We start from the raw sequence: 26,888 nt of genomic DNA, 5'->3' as shown, positions 1-26,888 counted from the left end.
GGGCCACCCCCCAGGCAGGGCCGGCGCGGCCCGGGGCGGCGCCCCCCCCCCCCTGGCGGGCGCCCGCAGGGCGCTCCCGCGGCGTCCGGTGCGTGCTCTCGGTGTGCCGGGCGGAAGCCGGTGTACTGGGCGTACTCGGGATTTCGTCCGGTGCGCCGAGAGCGCGTGCCGGGCGCCGCGGGGCAGGCGGGACTTTGCGGACACCCCCTAGTGCATCGGAGGGAGGCGGGCGGGGCGGGGCGCGGGCGCCGGGGGTGGGGGAGGGCATGCTGAGGTGTCGTGGGCCAAGGGCGTTCGCCCGGTCGGCCATTCGACCCCTGCCACCGACTGCCGACTGCCGACGACCGACGACCGACTCGACGACCGACTTCCGACCGCCTGCCACTGATCGCCGACCGTCTTTCGATCCCGCCCACCGGGAAGCAACGGAGACCCATGTCCGCGCCCGCCGCCCCCGAAGCCACCGCCGCGACCCTGCTGCGCCGCCCCCAGATCTGGGTCGTCCCCACCATCCTCACCGGGCTCCTCGCCCTGCTGCTGTCCCTGCTCTACATGGGCGGCATCGTCAATCCCAACGGCCACCTCCGTGATCTGCCCATCGCTCTCGTCGACGACGACACCGGAAGGCAGGACCTCGGCGGTCAGATCACCGCCGCCATCGCCTCCGACACCGCGGGCGGCAAGGCCGACTGGCGCGTGATGAGCCGCGCCCAGGCCGAGGACCAACTCGACTCGGGGAAGGTCTACGGCGCGCTCGTGGTCCCGGCCGGCTTCTCGGAAGCCGTCGCCGCGCTGACCACGTCCGGAGCCACCCGCCGGCCGACCATGATCGTGCTCACCAATCCCGGCAAGGGCAGCCTCGGGTCCTCCCTGGCGAGCCAGATCAGCACCAAGGCGGCGCACAGTGCGTCGCAGTCGGTCGGCCGCCGGCTCACGCAGGCCGCAGGCGCACAGGCGAGCCCTACGACGAAGGTGCTGCTCGCCGACCCGGTCGACGTGGTCACCCAGGTCGGGCACCCCCTCGGCGCCCACAGCGGTCTCGGACTGACCGCCTTCTACTACACCCTGCTGCTGGTCCTGGCCGGGTTCATGGGTGGCAACGTCATCAGCAACGGCGTCGACACCGCCCTCGGCTACGCCGACAACGAGATCGGCCCGTGGCACACGCGGAGACGGACCGTACCGATCAACCGCACGCAGACGCTGCTGCTCAAGATGGTGATGACCGCGGGCATCACACTGGTCAGCTCCGCACTGGTGATGCTGGCCTGCATCACGATCCTGGGGATGGACGCCTCCCACCTGCCGCTGCTGTGGATCTACTCCTACTGCGCGGCCCTCGCGGTCGGGCTGGGCGTCCAGGCCATCAACGCCGCCTTCGGCGGGATCGGCCAACTGGTGTCCATGTTCGTGTTCATCGTGCTCGGCCTGCCGTCGTCGGGCGCGACAGTCCCCCTCAACGCGGTCCCCACGTTCTACCGCTTCCTGTCCTACTTCGAACCGATGCGCCAGCTCAGCGACGGCGTCCGCGCGATCCTCTACTTCGACGCCCGCGGGGACGCCGGTCTCACGCGCTCATGGATCATGATCGGGATCGGCATCGTCCTGGCACTGTTGTTCGGCTTCGCCATGACGAGGTACTACGACCGCAAGGGCCTCAAGCGCCTCACGCCCCAACCTGCATGACCCTGAGCTCCGGGGCCCAGCCCAGCAGACAGCCGACGGCTCCACCCCGACAAGTCCACGCCGCTCCTGGAGCCCCGGGAGAACGGCGAGAACAGCGGGAACGCTCGCAAGGGCCGGGCGGCGTCAGTTCGGCGGCGTCGTGATGCGGGCGGCGAGACCGTCGAGCAGGGCGCTCAGGCCGTAGTCGAGGAGGGATTCGGGGGAGAGGTCGGCTTCGGCCCGGGCGGCGGCGAAGGCCGGGAAGGATCCCCCCTCCATCAGGGCCGCCAGCCGCGCCTCCTGGGCCCGCATCCACTGCTCCCCGCTCACCCCGCTGGTGCGGGTGGCCTCCGACTCCGGCTCCAGGTCCACCGCGTGCCCCCGGACGTACCCGAACAGGGTGACGGCGGCGTGCATCCGGGCGCCGGCGTCCAGTCCGAGTCCGTCCAGGGCGGCGAGGGCCCAGTCGATGTGCCGGATGCCGTTGGGGATCAGCAGGGGCCGGTTGAGGTTCATGACCGCCGCCAGCCAGGGGTGGGCCCGGTAGAGCCGCCACTGCACCGCGGCCGACAGCTCCAGCCCGTCCCGCCAGTGCGGCGGCGGCCGCTCCGGCAGGGCCTGCTCCCCGAAGGCCGCGTCGGCCATCAGCGCCACGAGTTGTTCCTTGCCGCTGACGTGCCGGTACAGGGACATCGCCGAAACCCCCAGCTCCGCCCCGAGCCGGCGCATGGTCAGGCCCGCGAGCCCCTCGGCATCCGCGATCTCGACCGCCGCGCGGACGATCCGCGCGCGCTGCGCCGTCTCGTCCTCGGCGGCGGCGGGGCGGCGGCCCGGCCCGCCGGTCGCGGGCCGCACCGCGACCACCGTCCCCACCCCCGGCACCGCCCGCACCAGGCCCTCCTGCCCGAGCAGGGCGAGCACCTTGCCGGCCGTGGCCATGGCCACCCCCCACCGCTGGGTGATGGCCCGCGTCGACGGCACCCGATCCCCGGGCCGCAGCTCCCCGCGCTCGATCCGCCCTCGCAGCTCACCCGCGATCCGCGCGTACGGCGCCAGTTCCCGCTCTGCCATCCCACCTCCTGGTGAACTAGTACGGAGGAACCGTAGTGCACTAGCCAACTTCCCTCAACTTACCTGTTCCGGCAAGGGGTTTCCGTCTATACGTTGTACACATCGCCCCAGGAGAGGACAGGGAAATGAACAAGAACCACCGAGGGAACCGGACCGTGCTGATCTCCGGCGGCAGCGTCGCGGGCCCCGCCCTCGCGTACTGGCTGCACCGTCACGGCTTCACCCCGACGATCGTCGAGCGCGCGCCCGAACTGCGTGACGGCGGCTACGCGGTCGACTTCCGCGGCGAGGCACTCGACGTCCTCGACCGCATGGGCCTGCTGGCGGAGATCCGGGCCCTGGACACCGAGATGGACGACGCGGCCATGGTCGACGCCGAGGGCAGGCAGTACGCCACCCTCCCCGCGGTGATCTTCGCCGGCGACCTGGAGGTCCTCAAGGGAGACCTGACCCGGAAGCTGTACGAGGCCACCCGCCAGGATGTCGAGTACGTCTTCGGCGACTCGATCGCGACCCTGGAACAGGACGCCGACGGCGTGCTCGTCACCTTTGAGCACGGCGCGCCGCCCCGCCGCTTCGACCTGGTCGTCGGAGCCGACGGCCTCCACTCCCGCACCCGCGCCCTGGCTTTCGGGCCCGAGGAGGAGTTCGTCCGCCACCTCGGCATCTACACCGGGATCTTCAACCTGGACAACTACCTCGGCCTCCGCAACACCGGCCGTCTCTACGCCGCCCCCGGCAAGGCAGCCAACATCTTCACGGCCCGCGACAACACGGAGGCCCGCGCGGCCTTCCACTTCGCCGCCGACAACCTGGAGTACGACCGCCGCGACCCCGCAGCACAGAAGCGCATCATCGCGGACCGCTTCGCCACCGACGGCTGGGAGGTGCCGCGCCTGTTGGAGGAGATGGAGGCGGCCACGGAGTTCTTCTTCGACTCCAACGCCCAGGTCGAGATGGACACCTGGTCCGCGGGCCGGGTCGTCCTCCTCGGCGACGCGGGCTACTGCGCCGGCCCCACCTCGGGCCGCGGCACCTCACAGGCGCTGATCGGCGCCTACCTGCTCGCCGGCGAGCTCGCCGCCCGCGGCGGAGACCACACCGCCGCCTTCGCCGCGTACGAGCACCAGATGCGCCCCTACGTGGCCGAACACCAGGCCCTCGGCCGCGAGGGGGCCGAGCGGTTCTTCATGCCCGCCCCCACCCAGGAGATCCTGGACACGCTGGCCGCGAACGCCCCCGAGAACGTCCGAACCGAACCGGTCCGGCTGCGCGACTACACCCCTTCCGCCGCAGCCTGAAGGAGCCGGCGCCCCAACGGTCCGACCGCAGAGCCCTCGTTGCCGCCGGTCCCTCCACGAGCGGCCGAGCACGCCCCTTCCGGCGTGCCTCGTGGGGCTCCGGCGACCCCTGGGCCAGCACAAACGTGCTCCGCGCGCGAAGGCTGGCCAAGAGGCTCGGGCTGTGTCAGCCTCGGCCTCGCCTCTTCAACGTGTGGCCGGCATCCGGGGGTCGTCCGTGTCGTTTCTCAATGAGTCGAAGGCCATGATCATCGCCGCCGTGATCGGGGCGGTGGCCATCCTGGTCGCCGCCCTGATAGCCCTCGCGGGGACCAAGGGCGGGTCCGCCAACGAATGCACGGCGGACAACAGCGCCCAGCAGCAGTGCTCCAACACGAACACCGGAACGGGCAAGGGCTCCGGCCGGTGAGAGGGAGCCTGTCCCGAGGGGCTCGGGCCCTCGTCAGCCCCTGCGCGGCGGTGGTCCTGCTGGCCGCGCCGCTGAGCGCGTGCACCACCAACACCTGCGAGGGTGACCGGGGCGGCTCCACCGTCTGCGTGAACAACGGCTCCGCCCCCGAAGCGGACGCCAAGTACAAGCAGCAGGTGGTGGCGGCCTGCGGTCAGCTGCGCGCCGCCTCGCAGTGGGACCCGCCCGCGGACCGGGAGAGCGGCCGGCTGGCCTACAACAAGAGGAAGGTCATCGCGACCTTGCACACCGTGCAGGCCGAATACCAGGGCGCGCTCGACACGCTGTGGCGGCAGGCGACGCCCGCGGCGTTCAAGGAACGCCAGGCGACGGCGAGGGCTGCGGGCGATGCCTGGCTCGCGGACGTGGACCGGCTGTTCAAGCGTGCGGAGACGGAGCTGCCGGACCCGATACCGATCGACGGCTACTACGTAGTCTCGGACGCCGGGGAGACCGCCAGCCGACAGGCGTTCCTGCAGGCCATGACAGCTCTCGGCGAGAAGGAGTGCAGCCTTGCGGACCGCTCCGGATGAACGGGTCCGACGCCCTCACCGGCCGTAGGCGACGAGCCGTCGTCTGGCTTGGTGTGCGGCTCGCGTACCGCGTCCCGGACAGCATCGACCACACCGGACCTCCGCCGACAGGACTGAGCGCCGTCGCGTGTCCCGTGCGCGGCGAGGCCCCGCACCTTCGCCGAAGGTGCGGGGCCATGGGGGGCCTACCGGCGCGGAGCCGGCAGGGTCACCAGGTGCCGGGCAGGGCCTGCCAGCTCTGCAGGCTGTTCTCGAAACCGCCGTCCGGGCGGCTCTTGAACGTGAAGGTGCTGGAGGCTCCGCTCGCGTAGTTGTACACGATGCCGATGTCCTCCCGGCCGTCACCGTCGGTGTCGCCCGAGACCGGCAGGGCGGCGCTGGTGCCGTACCAGTACCCCTCCGGCGTGTCCCAGCTGCGGACGTTCTCGCCGACCGTGCCGTCTGCCTTGCCGAGCAGGGTGTCCAGCGAGGAGTGGCCGTCACCGTGGTCGTACATCAGGGCGACGTCGGCGCGCTTGTCGCCGTTGTAGTCGCCAACGGTGATCTTCGTCTTCGCGTACTCCCACGCCCCGGCGGGCTTCGCCCAGTGCTTCACCGGGGCGGCGAAGCCGCCGTTCGGCTGGGCGAGTCCGGTGAACAGGGCCGTGCCGTACGAGGCATAGCCGTACATGGCCAGGAAGTCGTCCCGGCCGTCGCCGTTCATGTCGCCGACGCGGAAGGTGGCGTAGTCGATCCACCACTTGCCGGCGCCCGTGCGCCAGCTCGCGACGGAGGCGTTGAAGGTGTTGTCGCCCTTGGACGTCCACGTGTGGGCGCCCATGTCGCCGTTGCCGTAGTCCTGGATCAGGGCGAGGTCGGCCCGCTTGTCGCCGTTGAAGTCACCGGCCAGGGGCTGGGACTTGGCCCAGGTGTACACGCCCTTGGCGACGGTGATGCTCTTCACCGGGGTGAAGGTGCCCGTGGCGTTGGAGACGAAGTTCCACAGCGCGGTGCTGCCGTCGTCGTACCCGTACCAGGCCCCGATGTCGGCCCGGCCGTCACCGTTGAAGTCGCCCGCGATCCACTTGGCCTGGCCGGCGTCGAAGCCGCCCTTGGCGCTGGTCCAGCGGACCGTGGGCTCCGAGAAGCCGCCGCTGGGCAGGGCGTCGAAGACCCACAGCGCGGTGGTGTTGTCGCCGTAGTCGTACACGGTGGCCAGGTCACTGCGGCCGTCGCCGTTGAAATCGCCCGACAAGTCGGTCCGCAGGTGCGCGGTCCGGTCGGCGGGCAGGTGCTCGACCGTGCTGCCGGTGGTGCGGTTGTGTCGGATGTAGCCCTTCTCGAAGTCCTCCCGGGGGCCGCCCGCGACCTCGTACTCGTCGGAGGTGGGGTAGCCGAGGGTGCTCTTCTCGCCGCCCAGCGCGATCCACTTCTTGCGGATCGAACCGAACACCGACCAGGCGCCGTTGGCCTTGGTCCAGTAGACGGAGCCGGTGTCGGCGGAGTCGGAGCGCTTGCGGAAGTGGTTGAAACGGGCCGCGCCGCCGTCGCCCACGTTCGTCTCGTCCGTGGTCGGGTAGCCGAGGTAACTGGCCGGGCCGCCGAGCGAGGCGTACTTGTTGAAGATCGATCCGTGGACGGACCAGGCGCCGGTCTCGGTGGACCAGTAGATGCCGCCCTTGCCGCCGGCGGTGGAGGAGAAGGTGGAGTTGTAGCCCGCGCCGTCGAAGTTCTTGGCCTCGTCGGAGATGGGGTAGCCCATGATGGACTTCTCGGCGCCCATGCTGAGCCACTTGGCCCGGATGGCGCCCCACACGACCCAGGCACCGCTGCTGGGGTGCCAGTAGATGGAACCGTTGTCGCTGGTCGCGCCCGCACCGCGGAGGTTCACGTACCGGCCCACGCCGTCGGCGGGGACGAGGACGTCGGTCGTCGGGTAGCCGAGGGCCGTGCCGCCCTTGGCCAGGAATTTGGACAGGATGGGACCGCACAGCGTGTGCGTGCCGGTGGCCGTCGAGGTGAAGGCCTGGCACTCGGACCACGAGGTGCCGCCGAGGACCAGCGGACGGCCCGCGGCGAAGGCGGAGCCTGCGGATGCGGCCCGGCCCGGGAACTCGGTGATCCGGCCGTCGCCGCCGCGGGACCACAGGTCCGCGAAGCCGTCGGTCTCGAAGTCGCCGTTGCTGGACAGGTGCGGGTACGCGGCGCCGGTGAAGCCGGTGGCGATCGCGCTCTCGCGGGCGGCGGGCTCACCGAAGACCGCGAGGTCGGCGGTGGTGGTCGCGCCGGGCTCCGTGGTGCGGCGGCTGGTGTACTGGTGGATCTTGCCGGTGACGGTGTCGCGGGCCCAGACCTCGGGCAGCTGGTCGCCGTTGAGGTCGCCGGGCGCCATGATCGTCATGTTCTTCCAGTCGGCGTTGCCGAGCCCGACGGGCTCGCCGAACGCGTCCAGGAAGCCGACAGTGGAACCGAGGTACAGCCACAGCTGGTCGCCGGACTTGACGAGCAGGTCGGGCTGGTCGCTGTCGTCGGTGCGGCCGTCGCCGTTGTCGTCGTTGACGCTGCCGATGGAGACGACCTGGTCGGCATTGGCCCAGTGGTCGTCCGCGTCGGGGTTGCCGACCTGGAGTTCCTGGCGGTTGGCGTCCGCGGTCTCCAGATCGCCGTCGCCCTTGTTCGGGTAGACGTACAGGTTCTTGCGCGAACCGTCGGGTCCGGGCCGCAGGACGACGAGGTCCTCGTAGTAGTCCTCGTTCCAGCTGCCGCGGTGCGCCAGCGAGGTGGCGTCGGCGAAGGAGCCCTGGTCGAGCTGACGGGACAGGTCGAAGGTGCCGTCGCCCTTGCCCGGGTGCAGCCACAGGGTGCCGGCGCCCGGGTCGACGCTCCAGATGTCGACCGTGCCGTCGCCGTTGAGGTCGCCGTGCTTGTCACGGGTGGCCAGGCGCTTGGCGTAGAAGAGGTATTCCTTCAGGTTCGACCGGTTGCCGGAGGCGTCCAGGCTGCGGACGAAGAGCCGCTGCGGACCGGCGGTGGTCGGCGTGTACTTGACGTCGACCGAGCCGCCCTGAGTGGTCGGCGCGACCTTGTTGACCTTGGGGTTGGAGTCGGTCCACCACTCGAAGGCGGTGACGTCCTTCACGCCGTTGGCGCCCAGGGTGAAGACGCCCTCGGTGCGGGCGAAGCCCGTCTTCTCGGGGTCGTCCTCGTTCTCGGGGAACTGGACGGACTTCACGGACGGGGTCTTGTCCGGCCGGGTGCGGTCGATCGTGAAGGTGCACTGGCCCGCCCAGGGGCCGGGGGCACCGACCTTGTCCAGCGCCCGGACGTCCCAGCGGTAGGTGCCGTCGAGTCCGGTCGCGGGGATGGGCAGCTGGGCCACATTGCCGTTGGTGATCTTCCGCTCGACCTTGGTGGGGGTCGAGGCGCCTTCCTTCCAGTAGTGGAACTCGGCCCAGAGGTTGACGTCCGTCTTGTCCTTGTCCTTCACGCGGGCCCGCAGGACGACCTGGTCGGTGGTCCCGATGATGCCGCCGGTGCAGGGGACGGAGGGGTCGGTGGACCGCTCGGTCACCTTGTCCGGGGTGGTGTTGAAGGTGACCGAGATCCGGGCGCTGTTCGGGTCGAGCTTGCGCCAGGAGACGTCGACGGTGTCCTTGGCCGCCTTCAGACCGAACGTCCAGTTGCCCCAGTGCTTCTGGGCGGCCGTGGCCACGGCCGACTTCACGTTCAACTCGATCAGGTCGCCGTCACCGGGGCAGTTGCGCCCGCCGTAGGACTGGCCGGTCGCGTCGACCATCCGGACCCAGTTGGGCTGGTTGTTCCAGGTGGTGGACTTGGAGATGGTGCCGGTGTCCCAGACCTGGATGTCACCGGACTTGCAGCTCCAGGAACCGGCCGACTTCTGCTTGATCCGCAGGGTCGACTCGATGATCTGCTTGTCCCAGTAGTCGGTCATGCCGACCTGGAAGAAGGTCTTGGCGCAGATCACCGCGTTGCCGTTGGCGGCGTCCTTGGCGCAGCCGACGCGGGCGTCCTTGCTGAGCGTGCCGCCGTTCCAGTAGTTGGTGTTGGGCGAGGACGGGAACGCGTTGTGCTTGTACGCGATCGTCCAGGCCTGCTTCCAGGCGTCCCAGGTCGGGTCGATGACGACCGGGTACGTGGTGTCCGCGGCCCGCAGCAGGCTCTGGTCCGGGGTCAGCGTCAGCGTGGACCCGGAGAGCCGGATGCCGAGGTCGGCCTGCTTGGCGCCGGTGGTGACGCCCTCGACCGGGGCGGCGGGTGCCGCGGGCGCCGCGGCCGCGGGCGCCGCGAGGGCGGCCTGCGGGGCGGCCGCGGGTGCGGCGGAGGCCGGGCGCGCCGCCTTGGCGGAAGGGGTCGCCGGGGCGGCGGCCTCGGGGGTCTGGGGCTGGGTCTGGGTCTGGGTCTCGGCCTGGTTCTGGGCCTGGGGCTCGGCGGTCTTCTGCCCGCCCGCGTCCCACATCTGCGGCTTCGCCGAGCCGAACACGGTCTGGCCGTTCGGGTCCAGCGCGCGCAGCTGGCCGTCGGCCTCGGCGCGTACGGTCAGCCCCTTGGCCTTGAGGCCGAAGTCGAGCTGCGCGAGGGCCGGATTGGAGGCCGCCTCGCGGGTCTTGACGATCAGGGCGTGGGAGAAGCTGTCGACGGTCGCGCTGACGCGCAGGTCGACTCCGGGGAGGACCTCGGGGTAGACGGCGCTGTCGCCCTCCAGCTTCGGCTCGGGAAGCGGCTTGGGCCAGGACAGGGACACATCGCGGCCGTTCTCCGACATCACCGCCAGCGGAGTCTCGCCGCCGCCGGAGAAGGTCAGGCCCATTGCCGTTGCTTTAGGCGCGATGCGTCCGTCGCGGCCGCGCTCCAGCGTGGTATCGACCGGAATCAGCTTTCCGCCCTTGCGGATCCGGACGGGCACCAGAGCGCGATTTGCCGTCTTGGTCCCGTCGGGATTGGCCCACACCTCGTCGGTCTCGGTGCGTCCGCTCACGATCTCGACCGGCTTGCCGGTCCGCTTTGCCTCCGCGGCTGCCCTTTCGGCGTCGGTCCGGGCAGCGGGAGCCTCGTTTCCGGCGGCTGCGTCGCGGGCACCGGCCGCCAGGGCCGCGGGTGCCGTCGCCAGCAGGCCGGCGGTCAGGGCCACGGTGGTGACCAGCGCCGATGCCCGCAGGCGTGGCTGGCCGATGGCGCGAAGCCGCGCCAGGGGTGGTCTCACGGGTGTTCCTTGAAGTCGTCTCCCGCGCGTCCCGGGAACCGGTTCCCGCGCGCGGATGGCTCGAATCGGACCGGGTGAGCTTCTCACGGTGGATGCACCGAAAATAAAGCGGAAGGGGAAATTCCCATTCCGTGGTATCCCTGTCCGACTTTGCCCGTTCTTGATGTACTCAAAGGGCTCCGTGAAACCTGCGGTAACAGCATCTCAAAAATGTGACGCACTCCTCGCTGTTACTTTTTGGGTCGTTGCCGAAACAGCGTGTAGATTGCTTCCACGCGTGACCTTTCACGGAATCCACTTTGCCAAATCGTAATTCATACGGTAAGGGCAGGCGGCGCAGACGCTCGCTCGGCTGGTCGATACCAGCCCTTGCCGTCAGCCTGCTCGTCACAGGACTCAGTGCACCGCCCGCGACAGCCGCCGCCGCGGCCAAGCCGGAGCTGCAGAAACTGACCAAGGTCGGAGGCAAGCCGGTCACCGGCAAACCAGCCCCCGGCCCCGCGGAATCCCAGCGGAACAAGTGGACCGGCGCCCCCAAGGTCGCCTGGCCCGCAGCAGGCTCCGCCGAGGTCCAGGTCCCCGCGGCCTCCACCCCCAACGCCCCCCGCGCCGGGATGCTCGCCGCGCCCGCGGCGGGCGGCCCCGAAGCTCCGGCCACATCCAAGGCGCGGGCCGGGGCGCTGCCGGTACGGATCGCCGCCGCGGCGACGGCGCAGCCGCAGACCCGTAGCGCACCCAAGGGCCCGCAGGCCTTCGCCGCCCCCGAGCCCGGTGCCCCGGCCCGGGACGACGTCAAGGTCCGGGTCGACCTGCACGACCGCGCCCAGGCCGACCGGGCCGGCGTACCGAACGGCCTGCTCCTCACCGTGCAGCGGACCGATGCCCGCACCGGGGACGCCGCCCCGGTGTCGGTGGAGCTCGACTACAACGCCTTCAAGAACGCCTACGGCGGAAGCTGGGGCTCGCGCCTGCGCTTCACGGCCCTGCCCGCCTGCGCGCTGACCACCCCGGAGCGGCCGGAGTGCCGCAACGGCACGCCCGTCACCACGCGGAACGACGCGCAGACGGGCACGCTCACGGCGACCGTCGAGGCCCCGGCCCGCGGGGCCTCGGCCCCGGCCGTCGGGTCCTTCGCCAAGCCGCGGTCCCAGTCCCCGTCGGCCGCCCAGCCGATGATGCTGGCCTCGGCCGCCGGCGCCGCACCGATGGTGCTCGCCGCCGCGCCGAGCGCCGACGGTGCGAACGGCACCTTCAAGGCCACCTCGCTCAGCGCCACCGGCACCTGGCAGGCCGGCGGCTCCGCCGGTGACTTCTCCTGGTCGTACCCGCTGGAGATCCCCGCCTCCCTCGGCGGCCCCAGCCCGTCGCTGGCGCTCGGCTACTCCAGTGCGCAGATCGACGGCCGCACCTCCGCCTCCTCGCAGCAGACCTCCTGGGTCGGCGACGGCTGGGACCTGGGCTCGAACTTCATCGAGCGCTCGTTCCTGCCGTGCAGCCAGGACAAGAAGGAGGGCTCCGGCTTCAACAACCCGAAGGACGACACCGGCGACCTCTGCCACGCCGTCTCGGCCGTCACGATGTCCCTCAACGGCGGCTCCACGCAGCTCGTACGGGACGACAAGACGGGCGTCTGGCGTCCGGCCCAGGACGACGGCTCGCGCGTCGAGCTCCTGACCGGCGCCGACAACGGCGACAAGAAGGGCGAGCACTGGCGCGTCACCACCGCCCAGGGCATCCAGTTCCACTTCGGCCTGAACAAGGTCCCGGGCTGGACCTCGGGCAAGCCGGTCACCAACTCGGCCCTGCTCGTCCCCGTCTACGGCAACCACCCCGGCGAGGACTGCTTCAAGGCCGGTGACTTCGCGGGCTCCGTCTGCGACCAGGCCTACCGCTGGAACCTGGACTACGTCGTCGACCCCCGCGGCAACGCGATGACCTACTGGTACAACAAGGAGGTCAACCACTACGGGTCGAACTACAAGATCGCCGGTGGTTCCACCAACCGCGCCTACGACCGCGCCGGCTGGCTCGACCACGTCTCCTACGGCCTGCGCAAGGACAACCTCTTCGCCCCGGCGCCCGCCCAGGTCGACTTCACCGTCGCCGAGCGCTGCCTGAAGACGAAGGACTTCGACTGCGCCGAGGGCAAGCTCAAGCCCGAAGTCGACTGGAACATCGCCAAGATGTGGCCGGACACCCCCGGCGACCAGCTCTGCGGGGCGGGCGAGGAGTGCAAGGCCCGCTTCACGCCGACCTTCTTCTCCCGCAAGCGCCTCACCGAGATCACCACCAAGGTCTGGAACGGCACCGCCCACCAGCCGGTGGACACCTGGAAGCTGACCCAGGACTTCCCGCAGACCGGTGACGGCACCGACTACCCGCTGTGGCTCTCCGCCATCCAGCACACGGGCCGCAACGGCCAGGAGATCACCCTCCCGCCCGTCACCTTCCGCGGCAAGCAGCTCCCGAACCGCGTGGACGGCATGGGCGACGGCAAGCCGCCGTACCTGCGCTACCGCGTCATGGCGATCGACACCGAGACCGGTTCGACCGTCAACGTGACCTACCGCGACCCGGAGTGCCGGGCCTCGGACCCCAAGGTCCTGCCCGCCTCCCACGAGTCGAACACCTTGCGCTGCTACCCGGTGATCAACGAGATACCGGACCCGAACGACCCCAAGCGCGAGAAGAAGCTCTACACCACCGACTGGTTCCACAAGCACGTCGTCGACTCGGTCTCGGAAGAGGACCGCAACGGCAACTCGCCGACGCGCGTCACCCAGTACCAGTACCTGGGCGCGCCCGCGTGGGCGTACGACGACGAGACCGAGGCGATGCGGCCGAACACCCGCACGTGGTCGCAGTGGCGCGGCTACGAGCGCGTGCGCACCCTGATCGGCGCGGCCCCCGACAAGCGGGCCATGACGGAGAGCGTGTTCTTCCGCGGCCTCGACGGCGACCGCGCCGCCCCCTCGGGCGGCAAGAAGTCGGTCAAGGTCAAGGACTCCGAGGGCAACGAGGTCGCCGACCACCGCCTCTTCGCGGGCCAGACCCGCGAGGTGCTCGCGTACGACGGCGAGGGCGGCAAGCTGGAAGCGGCGACCACGTACATGCCGTGGATGCACGGACCCACCGCCTCCCGGGCCCGCGAGGGCATCGAGCCGATGGAGGCCTACGTCCGGGGCACGGCCAAGGTGGCCTCCCGCATCCTCCTGTCGGACAACCGCGGCTGGCGCCGCACCGCGCAGGACACGGTCTTCGACGACCGCGGTCTGCCGAAGACCGTCTCGGACCTCGGCGACGTCGCCGACCCGAAGGACGACAGCTGCACCCGCTTCGAGTACGAGTCGGACGAATCCCTGTGGATCATCGGCCGCCAGAAGCGCATCGAGTCCCTCGGCAAGGCCTGTGACGCCACCGACGTGAAGCGTCCCGAGGACGTCATGTCCGACGCGCGCGTCTACTACGACGCCGTCGGCAACGTCACCCGCACCGAGTCCCTGTCCGGGTACTCGGGCGGCCAGCCGGTCTACGTGACGGACGGATCGGTCACCTTCGACGCCTACGGCCGTCCGAAGACGACCACCGACGCGTTCGGCAAGGTCACGAAGGTCGACTACACGCCGGCCGCCGACCAGATCGTCACCAAGACGGTCAGCACCAACCCGCTGGGCCACACCCAGACCATGGAGACCGACCGCGGACGCGGCTCCATCCTGGCCAAGACGGACACCAACGGCCGCCGCACCGTGATGCAGTACGACGGCCTCGGCCGCGTGAGCAAGGCCTGGTCCCCGGACCGCAACCCCGACACCAAGTCCCCGGACGCGGAGTTCGGCTACGACGTGCGCACCGACGGGCCGGTGGTCATCTCGACCAAGAGCCTGCTCGACGACGGTACGTACCGCACCAGCCACGAGATCTTCGACAGCAGCCTGCGCATCCGCCAGACCCAGATGGAGGCCCTCGGAGGCGGTCGGATCATCTCCGACACCTTCTACAACAGCCTCGGCCAGGTCTGGAAGTCCAACGGCGCCTACTACACCGCCGGCGCTCCGTCCGGCGTCCAGTGGGAGCCCAAGGACAACCAGGTGCCGGCCTCGACCCTGACCCAGTACGACGGGTCGGGCCGTTCGGTCGCACAGATCTCCCGGAAGTTCGGCGAGGAGACCTCCCGCACGACCAGCCGCTACGGCGGCGACTCGATCACGGTCGACCCGCCGAAGGGCGAGACCCCGACCCAGGCCTTCCTCGACGGCCAGGGCCGCAAGACCGAGCTGCGCTTCTTCCGTTCGGACTCGCCGACCGGCCCGTACGACACGACCCGGTACGCCTACGACCGCCGGGGCCAGCTCCAGAGCGTCGTCAACGAGGCCGGGGACACCTGGTCCTTCGAGTACGACATCCGCGGCCGCGAGACCCGCGTCTCCGACCCCGAGAAGGGCGTCGCGACCAAGGCGTACGGCAAGGGCGACCGCTTGGAGTCGATCACCGACGCCCGGGGCAAGACGATCGCCTTCGCCTACGACGCCCTGGGCCGCACCACGGCGACGCACGAGGGTTCGCTCAGCGGTCCCAAGCTCACGGAGATGGTCTACGACACCCTCCCCGGTGCCCTCGGACTCGCCGTGTCATCGACCCGGTACGTCAACGGCAACGCGTACACCACCTCCGTCACCGGCTACGACACCGAGTACCGGCCCACCGGTACGTCGGTGACGATCCCGCAGTCCGAGGGCGGCCTTGCGGGCACGTACGAATCCTCGGTCGGCTACCGGCCCAACACCGGTCTGACGGCGTGGTCGCAGCTGCCCGCGGCCGGCGGACTGCCCGCCGAGCGCGTCACGATGACGTACAACCGCTACGAACTGCCCACCACCATGGGCGTCGCGGGCAAGTCCTTCGTCTCCAAGATCGACTACTCGCCCATGGGCGACGTCCTGCGCACGCAGGCGGGCCCGGCCGGCTCGCAGCTGTACACCAGCAACTTCTTCGACGAGCAGACCCGGCGGCTGACCCGCTCGGTCAACGACCGGGAGAAGGCGCCGGGCCGGATCAACGACACGTCGTACGAGTACGACACGGTCGGCAACATCCTGAAGATCTCCGACAAGGAGGGCCCGGAGGCCTCCGCGACCACCGACACGCAGTGCTTCGCCTACGACTACATGCGCCGCATGTCAGACGCCTGGACGGCGACCGACGACTGCGCCGCCCAGCCGGGCGCGGCGGGCCCGGGCTCCACCCCCAAGGTGGGCGGACCCAACCCGTACTGGTCGTCGTACAGCTTCGACGCGGCCGGCAACCGGACCAAGGAGACCAAGCACTCTCCCACCGGTGACCTGACCAAGGACGTCATCCGCACCTACGGTCACGGCACGCCCGGCACATACGGCGCCAACCGCCTCGCGAAGGTCGACACCGCCGGCCCCGGCGGCTCGCGGACCGAGTCCTACACCTACGACGAGATCGGCAACACCCGCTCGCGGACCGTCCAGGGCAACACCCAGAACCTGGAATGGGACATCGAGGGGCACCTCGCGAAGGTCACCGAGGGCTCGCAGACGACCGAGTTCGTCTACGACACCGCGGGCAGCAGGCTCATCAAGCGGGATCCGTCGGGCACCACGCTCTACCTGCCCGGCACCGAGGTGAAGCTGACCAAGGCCGGCAAGTTCGAGAGCAACCGGTACTACGCCCACCCCGCCGGCCCGACGATGGTCAAGACCGTCAAGGACGGGGTGACGTCGACCTCGTACCTGCTCGGCGACAACAACGGCACGGCGACCACGGCCGTGGACGCCGCCACGCAGGCGGTCACCCGCCGCAAGTTCACCCCCTTCGGCGAGGCACGCGGCGAGGTCCCCTCGGTCTGGCCCGGCAAGAAGGGCTTCATCGGCGGGGAACTGGACGAGTCCACGGGCCTGGTCCACCTGGGTGCGCGCGAATACGACCCGGCGACCGGGCGATTCCTGTCGGTCGACCCCGTGGTCGACTTCAACGAGCCCAAGCAGATGGCGCCCTACGCCTACGCGAACAACTCGCCGGTGACCTTCACCGACCCGACCGGCAAGTCCATCGCCCCGCCGGTCATGCCCATCAAGGACTTCTCGGACGCCGAACTGGCCTGGGCGAACTGGGCCAACGGCCGCAGCGCCCTCGACGTCGCCCTCGACGTCGCGGTGAGCATCCTGAAGGACGTGTCCGGATACAACGACATCCGGGCCTGCCTGGGCGGCGACTGGGGTGCCTGCGCGGGCCTCGCCTTCGAGGCGGCGCTGCCCTTCGCGGGCAAGGCCAAACGGATCCTCAAGGCGCTGGACCGGGCCTGGGACGCGTTCAACAGCTGGATGGGCAAGCTGAAGCTCGCACGGGACATCATCTCCCGGGCCCAGCGCTACGAGCAGGCCATGGCGAAGTACGCCGAGGACCTGGCCGAGTGGAAGAGACAGATCGAGGAAGCGGCCGAACGGGCCCGGAAACTCGAGGAGGAAGCGGCCGCGGCGAGAAGAGCCGCGCAAGAGGCCGCGGCCGCAGCGGCCAAGAAGGCGGACGAGGCCGCCGCGACCGCGGCGCGGCAGGCCAAGGAGGCCGCGGCCAAGGCCAAGAAGGCCGACAAGGGCGGCAAGGCGAAGAAGGCCGAGGAGCCCAAGAAGGCCGACAACAAGGAGAAGGGGAAGGGCGACGGCGGCGGTCACGGCGGCGCCGCCAAGAAGACGGAGCAGGGCGAGACCTGCAACAGCTTCGTGCCCGGCACCCAGGTGCTGCTCGCCGACGGCTCGACCAAGGCGATCGAGGATGTCCAGATCGGCGACGAGGTCCTCTCCACGGACGCCAAGACCGGTGGCACCACGGCGGAGCCGGTCGTCGCCAAGATCGTCGGCGAGGGCCGGAAGAACCTGGTGGAAGTCACCATCGACACCGATGGCGACCGGGGCGACGCTTCGGAGACCATCACGGCGACCGACGGCCACCCGTTCTGGGTCCCGACCCTGAAGGACTGGCTGACGGCCGCCGAGCTGAAGGCCGGCTCCTGGCTCCAGACCTCCTCGGGCAGCTGGGTCCAGGTCACCCAGGTGAAGTCCTGGACCCAGCAGAAGCGGGTCCACAACCTCACCGTGGCCAGCCACCACACGTACTACGTGGTGGCGGGGCAGACCCCGGTCTTCGTCCACAACTGCGGCATCTCGATGGAAGAGGCCATCGACCGGGCCATCGCGCACGTCAGCGGCGGCGGTCCGGTGCGCATCGTGCGCTCCGGCAGCGGTGGTGTCCAGTTCATGGCGGAGCACACGGACGAGAGCGGCCGGGTACTCAAGAAGATCGCCCGGTTCGACGTGAACCCGGACAGCACGCACGTCCAGCAGCTCAAGCCGCATCTCAACCTGGAAGTCCAGATCGGCAAGAAGACGATCGACAAGGGGCCGATGGCGGATCCGCACACACCGATCGATCCCGCTACGATCCGGCCGGGTGACTGGTGGCCGAAGGGAACATAGGGGAAACCATGCTGAACGTCCTGGTGAGTGACGCGACCGGAGAGCTCGCGCTCTCGGGGTCCCGCGCCGAGCTGTACGCCTTCGGGCGACAGGTGCGCGGGGGCCTCGGCGAGACGGGTCTCTCCCACGTCGCCGACCCGGCTCCCTACAGCCGGTCGCTGACGCGCGCCGTCTTCCGGCAGGCCGACGAGGCCGAAGCGGTGATCTCCGTCCTCGAGGACGGGGAGACCCTGGAGGTGCGGGGCGGGCCGGAGGCCCTGGCCCACCTGGCCGCGAACATCGAGGGCTTCGCGCAGGACGGTGACCCGACCGGGCACCTCCACCTGGAGTACCCGGGGCACGACTATCTGGCGGAGGAATCGGATCCGCTGGTCGTCGCTCTCGACGAGGGGGCCTCCTCCTCGTCCTGACCGACGCGGCCACACGGCCCTGCCGCGGCTTCACCGCCGCGGCAGGGCCTTTCCGTTTCCTGACCGCGGCGGTGGGTCTTCTGCCGTGCTTCGCGGAGGACGAGCGCAGTTGCGCGGACAGCGTGTCGCTGTGTCTCTCCTTCCACCCGCTTGCGGGGATCGGGTTGTGGGGGCCATGGCGGTGTCCCCGGCCCTTGTCGTGCTCTGCGTGGATCCGGCGCGGCGCAGGGTGGGACTGGTCGCCGTGGGCGTGCTGGTGACGTCGTGTCTCGCTCTGGTCTGGTTCGCCATCCACGTGAGCGGATACTTCCTCTGAAGGCCGAGCCCCTGGTGGTCGGTTCGGCCGTACGGGCTCGGGGGTGGCGGTCTGCCGGTGGGAGAGCAGCCCGGCGACGCCTTGCGTATGATCTTCGCTTTGCCCCCGGTGAAGGTCGAGGAATCAGCGATGCCACCCCGTAAATCCCGCGGCAGGTATGCCGGTTGGGTCACCACTGCCGTCGCGGCGGCCCTTTTGGTCCCGGCGATCGGTTCCCCCGCTCAGGCGGCGCCCGGAGACCCGGCGACCGCGTCCTCCTTCAACCTCAAGTCCGGACCCGACCTGAGCGGCCAGGTGGCCGATCTGAAAGCGGCCTTGCCCACGCAGGGCGTCCAGTACCTGCTCGACCAGGGCAACCGGGTCGCGAAGACGGGCGCGTCCTGCACCACGGACCCGTTCGGCTCGGGCGACGACGGCAAGGTGCTCCCTCCTGCCAGGAAGCTCTGCTGGGATCCCGGCGACTCCGCCACCGAGGAATGGATCCCTCAGGGCATGACCGGCGTCTCGGACGCCCAGAGCGACGAGCTGTGGGGCTCGCGCAAGCCGCTGGTCACCGCCTGGTACGACAAGGCCGGCGGCAAGGGCGTGCGGCTGTCCTTCCTCGACCCGCAGACGGCGATACCGGGCGACCCCGACGGCCGGCGGTACCGCCACGTCCTGCTGGTGGAGCCGTACTACAACAGCTACGACCACGTCTCCTACAAGGCGGTCGACATCCACGCGGGCGGCATCGCCTGGTACAAGAACCAGCTCTACGTCGCGGACACCCTGGGCGGCCTGCGGGTCTTCGACATGCGTTCCATCCTGGACCTGAACCCGGACCAGAACGCATCGGTGGACGACACCACGCTGGACGGCCTGAAGAGCAACGTCCGCGACGAGACACAGATCGGCCGGCAGAACAACGTCTACTACAGCCACACGTACCGGTACGTGATGCCGCAGGTGGCCTCGTACAAGTTCGCCAGCGCCCAGGGCAATTCCTCTGCGGCGACCTGCGTGGCCACCGGAGCGCCGAAGGCGTCCTACATCTCCGTCGACCGCAGCAACCTCGCCGCTCCGGCCCTGATCATGGGCGAGTACTGCGACTCCGACGACACGCACCCCGAGAAGGGCCGGGTCGGCGCACTGCCGATCGACGACGCCACCGGCCTCCTGAAGGCGACCAACGGCGTGGTCGCCGCGACGGGCGCGTACTACCTGCCCCGCGATCTCACCCAGGGCGCGGCACGCTACGACGGCATGTACTACTTCAACCGCAGCTGGACCACGCACAGCGGCAGCCTGCGCCGGGCGACCGTCTCCGGCGGCCGTCTGGTGGACTACGGCGCCAACATCACCAACGCGGTCGGCCCCGAGGACCTGTCCTTCGAACACGGGCAGGGCGTGCAGGGCGGCGGTACGCAATACCTGTGGTCGCTGACCGAACACCGCATGGACCCCACGGACCCGACCTGCACGGACCTCGGCTCCCCCTGCGGTCGGGTGATCTACGCACACCGCGTGACCGACATCCTGGCCCGGCCGTAGGGTCGTAGCCCACCGGCCCGGGCCCGAGGTGTCCGGGCCCTTCGGACTCGACTGCGGAAACGGCTGTACGAATGGAGGCCATCTGCTTCGCTGGAGACCGCGTCGACGGCCGAAGGAGGCTACTGGTGGCAGCAGATGGGGATGGTTTCCTGGAGTCGGAGCCGACTCGGCGAGGCGCCGGAGCTCACCGCTCCATGCCGAGTCACACGGATGTCGCGTTCGATGTCCGTGCCGCGTGGGAAGCCGTCACCAAGGCCCGGGAGAGAGGCGACGCCTCCGGTGAAGCATTGGCGCTGACGGTGCTCGGCCAGGCCTTGCACGAGGCTGACCGCTCCGAGGAAGCCCGCTATTTCCATGACCAAGCCGCCGGCGCGGCTCCCGGCAGAGATGTCCGGCTGCTCCAGGCCGAGGTTCTGATGAAACGCGGCACCGAGCTGGCAGAGACCGGGGGCGACCCGGAAACCGCCTGGGGCAACTGGCATGGCAAAGATCAACGGAACGCCGCCATCATCAGGCAGCGCGAATGGGCGCTCTCTGCTGCCAGTTGGGCCTTCCGCCAAGCCGGGGCGATCTTTTGGGAGATCGGTGAGCGGCGGAATTCCAGCGATGCGGCCTACCGGGATCGGGCAACCTGCCCCAAACGAATCAGGGCTGTTCTCGGGTCTGTGGACCCATCGTCGTTGTCGGCCTACGTGACGAGTCGGATCCGGGACCAGGACTGGCATGAAGACGAGAGCCGGCAGCAGGCGGGCCCGGCGTCCCCTTCCCCTGCGCAGGACTCGACGGCAGTGGAGGAGGTGGACGAAGGGGGCCCTTCGTGGCGGGACGATGCGCATGCGGCACCCGCGTCACTCCTCATTGAAGTTGCCGCCGGGTTCCTGGCCGTCAAAATGCTGGGCCCGTTCCTTGAAACGTTTGCAACCAAACTCGGGGAGCGGTTCGGAGAGTCAGCCAGCGAAGCGCTCGGGCGCATCAGGGTGACACGCAGGCGTAATGGAAGCTCCAGAAACCTGGAAATCGAAGATCCGGAAACCGCCACCCCCACGGTGCTGGTCCTGCCGGAGGAATTCACCGAGGAAGCCCGCCTCGCTGTCATCGAACTCGACGTCACCACAGAGCAGATACGCGGAGCGACCCTGCGCTGGAACCCGGCGTCGGCCACCTGGCAGGTGACCGACGCCGAGGAGTGAAGAGCCCCCCCGCGGGCTCATTCCTTCGTCATGGACGTCTCGCGCCTGGTAGAGGCATTGAGGACGTGGCGGATGATGGACGCGGCCTCGTTCGGATGGTGGTCCAGCCAGTCAGTGAGGTGTTTGCCGACGACCTCGTGAACGTAGGCGTTCGCTTCCGGATTGCCGAGCCTGGTCCTGGTGGCGCCTTCGAAGACGGGATGGGCGAGTCTCACCGAGATGACGGCGGTCAGGCCTTCGTGGACGGCCTCGGCCGAGAGGTCCGCGTCGTCCGGGGACAGCTGCCCCCTCCGGCGTGCGTAGTCGTTGACGACGTCCGTGAGCGCGGTACGGAACCCCTCTTCGTGTGCGCCGCCATCGCGGGTGCGGGTGCTGTTCACGAAGGAGCGGAACTCTCCCGGGGACCGGGTGTTCCACTGCATCGCGACCTGAACCAAGATCGTCTCGCTCTGGTTCTCCGACTCGAAGGCGATGGCGGGGGAGTGGACGAGACTCGAGGGGTAGGGGGTGAGGCGGGCGACATAGTCCCGAAGGTCATCCGTGTGGTGGTGGCGGACCGGCCGCTCCGGACGCTCGTCGGTGAGCGAGATGGCCAGACCCCCGTTGAGGAAGGCCAGTTCCTGGAGGCGCTCCGACAGCGCGGCGAACGAGTAGCGGGTGGTCTCGAAGATGTCGGCGTCGGGCAGGAATTCAATCGTGGTGCCGTATGCGCCCGTCTCCTCGTGCCTCGTCAAGGCAGTGACAGGGGAGCCCTTCTCGTACCGCTGGGTCCAACGGTGGCCGTCTCGGCGGACCTCGACCGTGAGACCGCTCGACAGCGCGTTGACCACGCACAGTCCCACGTCGCTGAGGCCGCCGCAGACCCTGTAACCGCTGCGGGGTCTCGAGTCGAAGGACAACTCGGTCAGTTCGCGTTCGAGAGCCGACTTGCCGGTGAGCTCTTCCACCTCGACGGACAGGCCCCGTCCGTTGTCCGCGACACGGATGCCGCCTTCCGCCGTGATCGTGACCTCGACGGCGTCGGCGTGGCCGGCCAGGTGCTCGTCGACGGCGTAGGCGACGACCTCGTACACCAAGTAGTGCAGGCCGCGTTCGCCGGTCGAGCCGACGTACATGCCCGGGCGCTTGCGCACTGCCTCCAGACCTTCGAGTACTTGGATGTGGCTGGCGTCGTACTGGTGCACGTTCGAGGAGTGTCTGGAATCGCCGGACTCGGTCATGAAGCACCCTCCCTGGGCCGTCCTGAGCATGTGTGCGTGCGGATGTCGCCGAAGCAGCCGAAGCGGCTTCCGCGCCGTCGCCGGTGCATGCCCATCCTAGGTACCGGAGGGTAAAAGTGCAGGTCAGGCCCTATGTGGCGAGGTCCCAGATGGTCGCGTCCACGGCTGTGCCGGGGCCACCGTTCCCGGGGGCCGCCGCGGGGAGCGGAGCTGCGCGAAGGACCCGCCGGAGGCGCGCGCGGGGCATTCTCGGCTGGGCCTGAGGTGCCTTTCCTGCGCGATTCCGCAGGGGCCGTGGTCGTGCGATTCCCCAAGCCCCGGCGCGCTCGGGCGGAGCCACCGCCTCGCCCCACTCCTGAAAGGAGGGCTGGGGGAGTGGTCGCAAAGGCGGTGTTCCGCTCCGCGCCCCTTGCGCCGGTCCGGACCTCGCTGCTCAGCCCTTGCGGGCCAGCGGCTGCCCGGCGAAACTCACTCCTGCCAGGCCATGGGCCATAAGGTTGCGAATGTTGCCGTGATCAGTGTCGTCCGGCGTCGCCAGCACACTGCGATAGTGCTCACCGAACGCCAGCAGCGCCTCTTGGTCGCTCAGCCCTTCCAGCAGGGCCAGCCCCAGCGTCTTGCAGGAACCCTCGTTCTCACCCGCGGCATTTTCCAGGTCCCCGTTGCGGAACGCCTGTGGCTCGTACTCGTAGTGCGCGGCGACGAAGGCCAAGGTGTCGGCGAACTCGTGCTCACCTGATGCAAGGCTTGCCCGCAGCGAGTTCAGATCAGTCATGGTGGTTCCCCTGGGTTGAACAGACGGTCCGATCGCCGTCCGTGACCGGACGACACTACCTCCCTCATGACCGGCCGGCAGGGATCGTGCCACATGGTGGAACGGCGGCATCTTCCCAGGTCACGGTGTGCGACCGGGCGACACGCCGGCAGCCGGCCCCGGTCCGGGCGATCGGCCGGAAGGGCGGTGCCGATCAGCAGCCGTTGCCGTTCCCGCCCCGCCCCCTCCCGCAGGGGGCTCGGTTGCGCGCCGCGGCGAGGCGGGCTCGGCCGGGTCGGGAGGCGGCGTTGTCAGTGCCGGGTAGGAGGATGACCTCCATGACCGAAAACAGTGCCCTGCTCTCTCCTGCCGCCTACGTGGAGGCCGTGACCACCGCCGTGGCGGCGTCGGCCGCGTACTACGGCGACGGAACCACCCCGCTCGGCGACGACGAGTACGACGGGCTGCTGCGCGCCATCGCGGCCTACGAGGAGGCCCACCCGGACGAGGTGCTGGCCGAGTCGCCGACCGGCAAGGTGGCGGGCGGGGCGGTGCAGGCTGATGTGCCGCACTCGGTGCCGATGCTCTCCCTCGACAACGTCTTCGACGCCGACGAGCTCGCCGAGTGGGCCGCAGGGCTGGAACGGCGCCTCGGGCACCCCGTGGCCGGGTGGTGCGTGGAGCCGAAGCTCGACGGCCTCGCCGTGGCCGCCCGGTACCGGGGTGGTCGGCTCGCTCGGATCCTCACCCGCGGTGACGGTTTGGCCGGCGAGGACATCACCCACGCCGCCGACGCCATCCTGGGTCTGCCCCCCGTACTCACCCAGCCGATCGACGTCGAGTTGCGCGGCGAGGTGCTGCTGACGACCGCGCAGTTCGAGGAGGCCAACCGGATCCGGCTCGCCCACGAGGCAACGCCCTTCGCGCACCCGCGCAGCGGAGCGGCCGGCACCCTGCGGGCCAAGGACCGCCCCTACCGGATCGAGTTGACCTTCTTCGCCTACAGCGCGATCGGCCTGGACGACGACCTGGGCCACGTCGCCCTGCTGGAGTACCTGGCCGCGCTCGGCGCGAACACGGCGGCCAGCACGGCCGCCGCCCCGATGCGCTGCGAGACCGTGGAGCAGGTGCAGGAACGCATCGACGTGATCGCCGGCCTGCGCGCAGACCTGCCGTTCGGGATCGACGGTGTCGTCGTCAAGGCCGACACGGCCGAGGACCAGCGGCAGGCCGGCAACGGCTCGCGCGCCCCGCGGTGGGCGGTGGCCCGGAAACTGGCGGCCGAACACAAGGTGACGCGCCTGCTGGCGGTGGAGTGGAACGTGGGCCGGACCGGAATCATCGCCCCGCGCGCCGTCCTGGAGCCCGTGGTCATCGACGGAGTGACGGTCACCTACGCCACGCTTCACAATCCGTCCGACATCACCCGTCGCGGGCTCATGATCGGCGACCAGGTGTTCGTGTACCGGGCCGGCGACGTGATCCCCCGGGTCGAGGCACCCCTGGTCGACCAGCGCACCGGCGCCGAGAGCCCGATCGCATTCCCCGAGGCGTGCCCCCGCTGTGGCGACGCGATCGACACCTCCGAGCAGCGGTGGCGGTGCGTGCGCGGCCGGAGCTGTCAGGCCGTGGCCTCGGTGATCTACGCGGCCGGCCGGGACCAGCTCGACATCGAAGGTCTCGGCGGCACGCGCGCGATCCAGCTGGTGGAGGCCGGTCTGGTCAAGGACGTCGCCGACCTGTTCACACTGACCGGCGAGCAGCTCCTCGGTCTGGAGCGGATGGGTGAGACCAGCGCCGCCAACCTCCTGGCCGCGATCGAGACCGCCCGCGGGGCCGCATTGAGCCGCGTGTTCTGCGCCCTCGGCGTCCGCGGCACCGGGCGCACGATGTCCCGCCGGATCGCCGCGCACTTCGGCTCGATGGCCGCGATCCGGGCCGCCGACGCGGACAAGCTGGCCGAGGTCGACGGCATCGGCGCCGAGAAGGCCCGCGTCATCGCGGCCGAACTCCTCGAACTGGCCCCGCTCCTCGACAAGCTCCAGGCCCAGCAGGTCGGCACGCAGGTCACCGAGCCGCAGAAGCCCGCGACCGACGCGACCGACGCGACCGGGGCGGACGACGCCGAGGACGCGGCGGGCGGCCCGCTGGCCGGTCAGGCCGTCGTCGTAACGGGCTCCATGACCGGCCCCCTCGCGGCGCTGTCCCGGAACGAGATGAACGAACTGATCGAGCGGGCCGGCGGAAAGGCGTCGTCGTCGGTGTCCAAGCGCACCACCCTCCTGGTGGCGGGCGAGAAGGCCGGCTCCAAGCGCACCAAGGCCGAAGAACTGGGCATCCGCATCCTCGACCCCGAGGAATTCGCCACCCTCGTCGCCGCCCTCCTCCCCACCCCGTAGCCCTCGCCGCCCACCAGCCCTCCGCCCGACCCGGTCCGGTCCGGGGCCGCCCGGGAGCCCCAGCGACACCGCCCATGGAGACCCTGTTCGGTGCCCGTTGCCGGGGCCGGTGCCCTGGCAGGGGCGTTGTCGGTGGTGTGGGGCATGCTCAGGGCCATGAGTTCCCTTGTGCCGTCGGTCCGTTCGTCGTGGGACCGCATCGATGCCTGGCTGCGCGCGTACGCCCCGGCCTCGTACGAGCTCCTCGCACCGTCTGCGGATCCCGACCGGATCGAGGCGGCGCAGGAGGAGATGGGTCTGCGTTTTCCGGCTGACCTGATCGACTCTCTGCTCCGCCACGACGGCCTGGTGGAGTGGGCCAACCTCCTTCCATGTGCACCGCCCCAGCCGGTTGCGTCGATCGTGGACCACTGGCGTATGTGCGAGGAGGTCGCGGGTGACGACAAAGACCTCCGCGAGGCCTCGGCGCCATCGGAGGAGCCCTGGTGGCACGTCCGGTGGATCCCCTGGGCCCACGGTGACGGGGACGCGCAGGTGATCGATATGCGTGATGGTCCCGAGCAGGGGCGGCTGGGCACCGCGTGCCACGACGGCAGCGGCCACTTCGGCGACGGCTGGCCGTCGCTCGCCGCCTACCTGGCGGAAGTGGCCGATGTACTGGACCACGGCGGCATGGTCGACGGCTGCAAGCCCTACCTGACCCGTGACGGTGAACTGTGGTGGTCCTTCAAGGACGACGCCGACCTGAACGGCGAGCCCTGACCCGCAGCGGGTGCTGAATGGCCTGCGATCCAGGCTCGTCATCAAAAGCCCGCCGACATGGCTGTGGGAGCGTGGTTACCGTGCTCCGGTCCGCCCTCTCGCGGACCGGAGCAGGGATAGGCAGGGGCAGGTCGGGTCAGCCGGTGGCTTCGGCGGCGTGCTGGATGAGGCGGGTGGCGATGCCGGGGTGGCTGATCATGGGGACGTGGGAGGCGCCCGGGACTTCGATGACCTCGCGGGCCCCTGCACGCTGGTAGAAGAAGCGTTCCAAAGCGGGTGGGATCACCTTGTCCTCGCCGGCCACCAGGCCCCAGGAGGGGATCGTGCGCCAGGCTGCGGCGGTGGTGACGTCGGTGAAGGCGGAGGCGCTGAAGGGCCGCTGGGTGGCCTGCATGAGGCGGGTGGTGGCGACGGGCACGTCGGCGGCGAAAGCCGCGCGGAACTTGTCGGCCTGGAGGTACAGGTCGGTGCCGGTGGTGCCGTCCGGGTTGGCGAAGGGCACCGCCCGGGTGGCCGCCTGGATGATGCTGCCGGGGTACTTGCTGATCAGTACGCCGAGCGCCTTGGTCCGGGACGAACGCGGCGAT

At 70.1% G+C, this 26,888-nt stretch carries 16 protein-coding genes; 11 read left to right on the top strand and 5 right to left on the bottom strand.

Features of this window, described 5'->3' with window-relative positions; translation table 11 throughout:
• The first annotated feature begins 435 nt into the window (after window positions 1-435).
• A complete protein-coding gene (locus ACFYZS_RS05190) occupies window positions 436-1,686 on the top strand; it encodes a DUF3533 domain-containing protein (protein WP_389007000.1) in 1,251 nt (416 codons plus the stop codon).
• A gap of 123 nt (window positions 1,687-1,809) precedes the next feature.
• On the opposite strand, the gene ACFYZS_RS05185 is transcribed toward ACFYZS_RS05190, so the two are convergent.
• Complete coding sequence (locus ACFYZS_RS05185; RefSeq protein ID WP_389006998.1) at window positions 1,810-2,736, bottom strand: TetR/AcrR family transcriptional regulator C-terminal domain-containing protein; 927 nt, start codon at window positions 2,734-2,736, stop codon at window positions 1,810-1,812.
• Window positions 2,737-2,861: 125 nt separating this feature from the next.
• On the opposite strand from ACFYZS_RS05185, the gene ACFYZS_RS05180 reads away from it, so the two are divergent.
• The 3 genes from ACFYZS_RS05180 (at window position 2,862) to ACFYZS_RS05170 (ending at window position 5,018) form a co-directional block, all read left to right on the top strand.
• Entirely contained in the window at window positions 2,862-4,037 is a 1,176-nt protein-coding gene (locus ACFYZS_RS05180) for an FAD-dependent monooxygenase (RefSeq protein WP_389006996.1), read from the top strand.
• 217 nt (window positions 4,038-4,254) lie between these two features.
• A complete protein-coding gene (locus ACFYZS_RS05175) occupies window positions 4,255-4,446 on the top strand; it encodes a hypothetical protein (RefSeq protein WP_389006995.1) in 192 nt (63 codons plus the stop codon).
• On the top strand, window positions 4,443-5,018 hold the full coding sequence (locus tag ACFYZS_RS05170) for a hypothetical protein (protein WP_389006993.1): 576 nt from the start codon (window positions 4,443-4,445) through the stop codon (window positions 5,016-5,018). Before ACFYZS_RS05175 ends, ACFYZS_RS05170 begins: the two co-directional genes overlap by 4 nt.
• A 208-nt stretch (window positions 5,019-5,226) precedes the next feature.
• Here the strand turns inward: ACFYZS_RS05170 and ACFYZS_RS05165 are convergent, their stop codons facing one another.
• Entirely contained in the window at window positions 5,227-10,221 is a 4,995-nt protein-coding gene (locus ACFYZS_RS05165; RefSeq protein ID WP_389006991.1) for an FG-GAP-like repeat-containing protein, read from the bottom strand.
• 299 nt (window positions 10,222-10,520) lie between these two features.
• Here ACFYZS_RS05165 and ACFYZS_RS05160 point away from each other — a divergent pair, with 299 nt between their 5' ends.
• From ACFYZS_RS05160 to ACFYZS_RS05140, 5 genes are all read left to right on the top strand, one after another.
• Entirely contained in the window at window positions 10,521-17,720 is a 7,200-nt protein-coding gene (locus tag ACFYZS_RS05160) for a polymorphic toxin-type HINT domain-containing protein (RefSeq protein WP_389006989.1), read from the top strand.
• Between the two features lie 8 nt (window positions 17,721-17,728).
• The gene (locus tag ACFYZS_RS05155) at window positions 17,729-18,130 is read left to right on the top strand and encodes a hypothetical protein (protein WP_389006987.1); all 402 of its coding nucleotides are present in this window, start codon (window positions 17,729-17,731) and stop codon (window positions 18,128-18,130) included.
• Between the two features lie 175 nt (window positions 18,131-18,305).
• Window positions 18,306-18,446, top strand: a complete 141-nt coding sequence (locus ACFYZS_RS05150) for a hypothetical protein (protein WP_389006985.1) — start codon at window positions 18,306-18,308, stop codon at window positions 18,444-18,446.
• A gap of 129 nt (window positions 18,447-18,575) precedes the next feature.
• On the top strand, window positions 18,576-19,976 hold the full coding sequence (locus ACFYZS_RS05145; RefSeq protein WP_389006983.1) for a hypothetical protein: 1,401 nt from the start codon (window positions 18,576-18,578) through the stop codon (window positions 19,974-19,976).
• A gap of 194 nt (window positions 19,977-20,170) precedes the next feature.
• Window positions 20,171-21,166 (top strand): hypothetical protein, encoded by a 996-nt coding sequence (locus ACFYZS_RS05140; protein ID WP_389006982.1) that lies wholly within the window; start codon window positions 20,171-20,173, stop codon window positions 21,164-21,166.
• 17 nt (window positions 21,167-21,183) lie between these two features.
• On the opposite strand, the gene ACFYZS_RS05135 is transcribed toward ACFYZS_RS05140, so the two are convergent.
• Entirely contained in the window at window positions 21,184-22,386 is a 1,203-nt protein-coding gene (locus tag ACFYZS_RS05135; RefSeq protein ID WP_389006980.1) for an ATP-binding protein, read from the bottom strand.
• A 433-nt stretch (window positions 22,387-22,819) separates the two neighbouring features.
• Entirely contained in the window at window positions 22,820-23,161 is a 342-nt protein-coding gene (locus tag ACFYZS_RS05130; protein WP_389006978.1) for a HopJ type III effector protein, read from the bottom strand.
• 308 nt (window positions 23,162-23,469) lie between these two features.
• Here ACFYZS_RS05130 and ligA point away from each other — a divergent pair, with 308 nt between their 5' ends.
• A complete protein-coding gene (gene ligA, locus ACFYZS_RS05125; protein WP_389006976.1) occupies window positions 23,470-25,539 on the top strand; it encodes an NAD-dependent DNA ligase LigA in 2,070 nt (689 codons plus the stop codon).
• Window positions 25,540-25,695: 156 nt separating this feature from the next.
• A complete protein-coding gene (locus ACFYZS_RS05120) occupies window positions 25,696-26,301 on the top strand; it encodes an SMI1/KNR4 family protein (protein WP_389006974.1) in 606 nt (201 codons plus the stop codon).
• Window positions 26,302-26,437: 136 nt separating this feature from the next.
• On the opposite strand, the gene ACFYZS_RS05115 is transcribed toward ACFYZS_RS05120, so the two are convergent.
• A complete protein-coding gene (locus ACFYZS_RS05115) occupies window positions 26,438-26,803 on the bottom strand; it encodes an alpha/beta fold hydrolase (protein ID WP_389006972.1) in 366 nt (121 codons plus the stop codon).
• Window positions 26,804-26,888: the final 85 nt, after the last annotated feature.

It is taken from the genome of Streptomyces sp. NPDC001903 (assembly GCF_042891345.1).
Lineage (GTDB): Bacteria > Actinomycetota > Actinomycetes > Streptomycetales > Streptomycetaceae > Streptomyces.
The sequence above is the reverse complement of the archived record's forward strand: the minus strand, read 5'-3'. Positions and strand labels throughout refer to the sequence as shown.

Bases quoted from the DNA above. Each gene is read 5' to 3' on its own strand.
- ACFYZS_RS05155 (WP_389006987.1), top strand. From the start codon at position 17,729: ATGCTGAACGTCCTGGTGAGTGACGCGACCGGAGAGCTCGCGCTCTCG.
- ACFYZS_RS05140 (WP_389006982.1), top strand. From the start codon at position 20,171: ATGCCGAGTCACACGGATGTCGCGTTCGATGTCCGTGCCGCGTGGGAA.
- ACFYZS_RS05145 (WP_389006983.1), top strand. From the start codon at position 18,576: ATGCCACCCCGTAAATCCCGCGGCAGGTATGCCGGTTGGGTCACCACT.
- ACFYZS_RS05150 (WP_389006985.1), top strand. From the start codon at position 18,306: ATGGCGGTGTCCCCGGCCCTTGTCGTGCTCTGCGTGGATCCGGCGCGG.
- ACFYZS_RS05130 (WP_389006978.1), bottom strand. From the start codon at position 23,161: ATGACTGATCTGAACTCGCTGCGGGCAAGCCTTGCATCAGGTGAGCAC.
- ACFYZS_RS05135 (WP_389006980.1), bottom strand. From the start codon at position 22,386: ATGACCGAGTCCGGCGATTCCAGACACTCCTCGAACGTGCACCAGTAC.
- ACFYZS_RS05120 (WP_389006974.1), top strand. From the start codon at position 25,696: ATGAGTTCCCTTGTGCCGTCGGTCCGTTCGTCGTGGGACCGCATCGAT.
- ACFYZS_RS05180 (WP_389006996.1), top strand. From the start codon at position 2,862: ATGAACAAGAACCACCGAGGGAACCGGACCGTGCTGATCTCCGGCGGC.
- ACFYZS_RS05190 (WP_389007000.1), top strand. From the start codon at position 436: ATGTCCGCGCCCGCCGCCCCCGAAGCCACCGCCGCGACCCTGCTGCGC.
- ACFYZS_RS05185 (WP_389006998.1), bottom strand. From the start codon at position 2,736: ATGGCAGAGCGGGAACTGGCGCCGTACGCGCGGATCGCGGGTGAGCTG.
- ligA (WP_389006976.1), top strand. From the start codon at position 23,470: ATGACCTCCATGACCGAAAACAGTGCCCTGCTCTCTCCTGCCGCCTAC.